The organism is Planomonospora algeriensis (assembly GCF_977012225.1).
This window is the reverse complement of the sequence record NZ_CDRNDK010000506.1, coordinates 1-4,201: the sequence shown is the minus strand read 5'-3', so window position 1 is coordinate 4,201 and position 4,201 is coordinate 1. Positions and strand designations below refer to the sequence as shown.

Below are 4,201 nucleotides of genomic sequence, written 5' to 3'. Positions count from 1 at the left end.
AGCCGCTTCCACCAGCGCCTGGCCCGCGCCACGCATCCCGGCCCGCCCTCGGAGCCGCACCCGATGAACCCGGCCACGCCCCCTGTCGCCTCGACCGCCCCCTCGGCGCCGGGGGCGGCGATCCCGGCGGCTTCAACGGCCTCTGCGGCTCCGGTGGCTCCCGCGGCCCCGGTTGTCCCGGTCATCCCGGTCATCCCGGTGCGGACGGCCGCCTCGGCTCTCGGGGCGGCCTCGGAGCCGGTGACGGCGGTGAGGGCCGTGCAGCAGAGGGTGGTGATCGCCGTGGCGCGTCTCAGCATGTCCCGGCCTCCTTGAGCGTGAAGCTCCTGACGTACCAGGAGCCGCCGCGGAGGACGAGGCCCGCGGTCGTCCGGTGCCTGCCGGTGGGGGATCCCCCGCTCACCCGCTCTCCGGCCCGCGTGCGGACCAGGAACGCGGTGTCGTCCACGCAGTCGACGACCTTGGCCCTGGTGGGCCCGGCCCCGGGTCTCAGCGAGGCGACCTCCGGGCTCAGCACCGGCTCGCCCTCGATCACCTGCTCCCGCTGCCGGGCGAGCCAGAGGCCGTGGCGCAGGATGGTCAACGCGTCCCCGGTCGCGTGCCGGCCGAGGCCCCGGGCCTTCCAGTCCGCGGTCCCCGCCGCCGCGACGAACTCACGCCACATGCCGCGGTAGGAGGCGAGTACGGCCTCCTCCGCGGTCGCCCGCGGGTCCGCCGACGGGGTGGCCGAAGGGAGGGCGGTCGGCTCCAGGACGGAGACGGACTCGGCGGGCGCGGACTGACACCCGGTGAGCATGCACGTGACGACGGCCCAGGTCGTCAGCGGCCCATAGATGGCGCACCGTCGCCACATGACATGTCCTCGCTGGTCAAGAAGAGGTAACCACGTAGAGTAGCCACAGTAATGCGAGGGGTCACCGAATTCCAGTAACGGGGGCCATCACGGCGGGCCCCGGTCCGCGGCCGGGTGCGCCTTTCCTCTCAGGTCATGACATGGCGGGGCGCCGTCCGGCCAGCCTCCGGCGCAGGCCGCCCAGGTAGACGTCCCGGGGCAGCGTGCGGATCCGCAGCGGCAGCCTCGGGTAGACGACGGCCAGGAGCCGCATGAGGAGATGGAAGCGCGCCCTCCGGGCGGGGGTCCAGCTCCAGCCGTACTGCTCGCGGATCGGCGCGGGCATCAGGCCCGCGGTGATGAGCCTGATCACCGGCAGGCCGGGACGCGCGAACCAGGGCACGTCGGGGTTGAGAACCTGCTCGGCGACGGCCCGCGAGGCGTAACTGATCTTGAGGTTCGCCAGCATGTCCGCGTAGTAGACGCGGAAGTCGGCGTAGGTCTCCGGCATCAGGTCCGGCGGGCAGCCGAGGATGGTGGCGAAGACCTTCGACTGCCGGTAGTAGTCGGCGAGCTCCTCGCCGGACAGCCGCCGGAAGACCGCCTCGTAGACGTGGACGGCGGTGGCGAAGAGCGTGGCGGCCACCCAGACCTGCAGCTCGGGGTCGTTGGCCCGGTAGCCGGGGCCGGTCACCCCGTCGTGCATCCGCGTCACGACCGCGCTCAGCCGCTCGGCCTCCTCGCGAGTGCCCCAGGAGACGGCGTAGACCCACTGCATGGTGCCCCTGAGCCGTCCGAGCGGGTCCTCGGCGGTGTAGCTGTGGTCGTAGACCCCCTGGGCCACCTTCGGGTGGGCGGTCTGCAGCAGCGAGGCGGCGCCGCCCGCGGCGATCAGCACGGCCTCGCGGCCGATCACCCTGACCAGGTCGTCGTCCTCGAACAGTCCGTCGCTCATGCGACCATCGTAAGTAAGCATTTACTTTACGACAAGCTCCGGGACGGGGCGCCGCAGGCGAATCTCCGTGTTTCCCTACGCGTCGCGGCGGCCCTGCCGATGGGAGACAGGACATCGGCGGGACGAGGCGGGAGGCGCGGGATGGCGGAGCAGGTGTTCCTCCTCCTGCTGTTCGCCCTCGCGACGGCCGTGGCCGCCGTCGTGACCGCCGTCGGCTGGCGGCGGCGCCGCACCGCGCCCGCGGTCAGCACGTTCTCCCTGGTCGCGGCGGCGATCGCGGTGTGGTCCGCGGCGGAGGGGCTCATCCTCCTGACCGGCGACCCGGGCACCGCCCTGCTGCTGGCGACGGTCAAATACCTCGGTGTCGGCGCCTCCATGGCGGGCTTCCTGTGCCTGTCCAAGGCCGTGGTGGACCGCGGCTGGCGGCTGCCGCGCCGCGCCGTACCGCTGCTCCTGATCGAGCCCGCGCTCGTCACCGCGGCGATCGCGACGAACCCGTGGCACCACCTGTTCTTCCTGACGATGGACTGGGCCGTCTCGCCCGAGATGCGCATCCCCGAGTTCGGTCCTCTGTTCTGGGCGCACACCGGCTACAGCTACCTGCTGTTCGGCATCGGCGCGGCGCGGCTGGTCCGCGCGTGGGCGTGGGCCCGCGCGCCCAGCGTCCCCTGTGCGGCTTCCTTTTGCTCAGCGTCGTCCCCTCGACCCTGGGCAACGTGATCGGCCTGCTGGCGCTCGTGCGCACCGCGGACCTGACGCCGGTCGGCTTCTGCGTCACCGCGGTCGTCGTCTACTGGCTGCTGGTCCACCGGTCCCTGCCCGAGCTGGTCCCGGTGGCGCGCGACCGCGTCTTCGACATGATCGGCGACTCGGTCGTGACCATCGACGCCTCCGGCCGGATCCTCGACCTCAACTCCGTCGCCGACGGCGTGCTCCACCGGCTGAGGCCCGGCGCTCCGGCCCGGGTCATCGGCCTCTCGCTCAAGGAGATGCTCGGCGGGGTCTTCACCCCCGCGGACGGCGGGGAGAACGATCTGGTCTTCACCGACGGCGCGGGCCGGCGGCTGGACCTGAACGTGCGCACCACCCCGCTGTACGACCGCCGGGGCGAGCCGGCGGGCTGGGCCATGGTCGCCCGCGACGTCACCGCGGTCAACCGACAGCGGCACGAGCTGGAGCAGGCGAACACGCGGCTGCGCAGGCAGCAGGACGAGCTGGAGCAGGCCAACGCCCGGCTGCGCAGGCAGCAGGACGAGCTGGAGCAGGCCAACGCCCGGCTCCGCGACCAGCTGCGCACCATCGAGCTGCTCCGCACCGACCTCGCCGAGCAGGCCGCCCGGGACGCGCTGACCGGCCTGCACAACCGACGCCACTTGATGGACGTGCTCCAGCGCGAGGTCTCGCCGGCCGCCGGGAACGGCGGCCGGCTCAGCCTCGCCCTGCTCGACGTCGACCACTTCAAGCAGGTCAACGACCGCTACGGGCACCGCGTCGGGGACGACGTCTTAGTCCGCTTCGCGCAGCTGCTCTCCGACGGCGTGCGCCGGGACGGCACCGCGGCACGCTACGGCGGCGAGGAGTTCGTCCTGGTGTTCCCCGGCGTGGACGCGGAACAGGCCCGGTCCCGGGTGGAGGCCCTGCTCAGGCGGGTGGCTGCGGAGCCGGTGCACAGCGGCGGCCACACCCTGCGCGTCACCTTCAGCGCCGGTGTCGCCGCGCTGTCCCCCGGGCAGAGCCCCGACGACCTCCTGCAGGCCGCCGACGGGGCGCTCTACGCCGCCAAGCGCGGGGGACGCAACCGGGTGGAGTCGGCCGGAGCGGGCCCGGAGCGGGCCGGGGCGGCGACCGGGACCGCGGCCTGAGTCCGTACGGCCGGGGCACGCGGTCCCGGGGTCACGCGGTCAGGAGCCGAACGAGGAGCGGGTCTGGCCCGTCACCTGCTGGGCCTGCTCGCGGGCGTGGTCGCCGGTGGCCTTCGCCGCCTCGGCGGCCGTCTCCTTGACCTGGCGGCCCGCCTCCTGCGCGGCCTCCTTGGCCTCCTCGCCCAGGCGCTGGGCCGACTCCAGCACCGCGTCCTTGACCGGCGCGACCATCTCGCCGGCCTGGTCGCGGAGCTGCTCGGCGGCCCGCTGCTCGGCCTCGGTCTTCGGGATGAGGGTGGCCGCGAGCAGTCCCGCGCCGAAGGCGATCAGCCCGGCGGCCAGCGGGTTGCCCTGGGTCCCCCGCATCGCCTGCTCCGGCGCCTCCCGGACCGCCTCCGCGGCCTGCTGCGCACCCTGCTTGACGGTTCCGGCGGCCTCCACGGCGGTCTCCTTGATGGTCCCGGCGGCCTCGGCCGCCGTGTCGCGAACGGTTCCGGCGGCGCCCGCCGCCGTCGTCCCGGACGGTCCCGGCCGGCGCCCGCGGCCGTCCTC

Annotated in this window: 4 protein-coding genes and 2 pseudogenes; 2 read left to right on the top strand and 4 right to left on the bottom strand. The window is 73.9% G+C overall.

Translation table 11 applies throughout. The features are described from left to right. The 3 genes and pseudogenes from ACWJ6R_RS31275 to ACWJ6R_RS31265 form a co-directional block, all read right to left on the bottom strand. Positions 1 to 299, bottom strand: a pseudogene (locus ACWJ6R_RS31275) (hypothetical protein); the annotation flags it as partial. Then, positions 293 to 853 carry a hypothetical protein gene (locus ACWJ6R_RS31270; RefSeq protein WP_449065670.1) on the bottom strand — a complete coding sequence of 187 codons (561 nt, stop codon included), beginning with the start codon at positions 851 to 853 and terminating at the stop codon, positions 293 to 295. The gene ACWJ6R_RS31270 and the pseudogene ACWJ6R_RS31275, both read right to left, overlap by 7 nt. Positions 854 to 986: 133 nt before the next feature. Continuing rightward, on the bottom strand, positions 987 to 1,787 hold the full coding sequence (locus ACWJ6R_RS31265) for an oxygenase MpaB family protein (RefSeq protein ID WP_449065669.1): 801 nt from the start codon (positions 1,785 to 1,787) through the stop codon (positions 987 to 989). Between the two features lie 141 nt (positions 1,788 to 1,928). Between ACWJ6R_RS31265 and ACWJ6R_RS31260 the strand changes: the two genes are divergently transcribed. Together ACWJ6R_RS31260 and ACWJ6R_RS31255 are read left to right on the top strand one after the other, a co-directional pair. Then, the gene (locus ACWJ6R_RS31260; RefSeq protein WP_449065668.1) at positions 1,929 to 2,507 is read left to right on the top strand and encodes a histidine kinase N-terminal 7TM domain-containing protein; all 579 of its coding nucleotides are present in this window, start codon (positions 1,929 to 1,931) and stop codon (positions 2,505 to 2,507) included. After that, positions 2,471 to 3,649, top strand: coding sequence for a diguanylate cyclase (locus tag ACWJ6R_RS31255; RefSeq protein WP_449065667.1), 1,179 nt, complete (start codon positions 2,471 to 2,473; stop codon positions 3,647 to 3,649). Before ACWJ6R_RS31260 ends, ACWJ6R_RS31255 begins: the two co-directional genes overlap by 37 nt. 39 nt (positions 3,650 to 3,688) lie before the next feature. Here ACWJ6R_RS31255 and ACWJ6R_RS31250 read toward each other — a convergent pair. After that, positions 3,689 to 4,201 (bottom strand): annotated as a pseudogene (locus ACWJ6R_RS31250) (hypothetical protein); the annotation flags it as partial.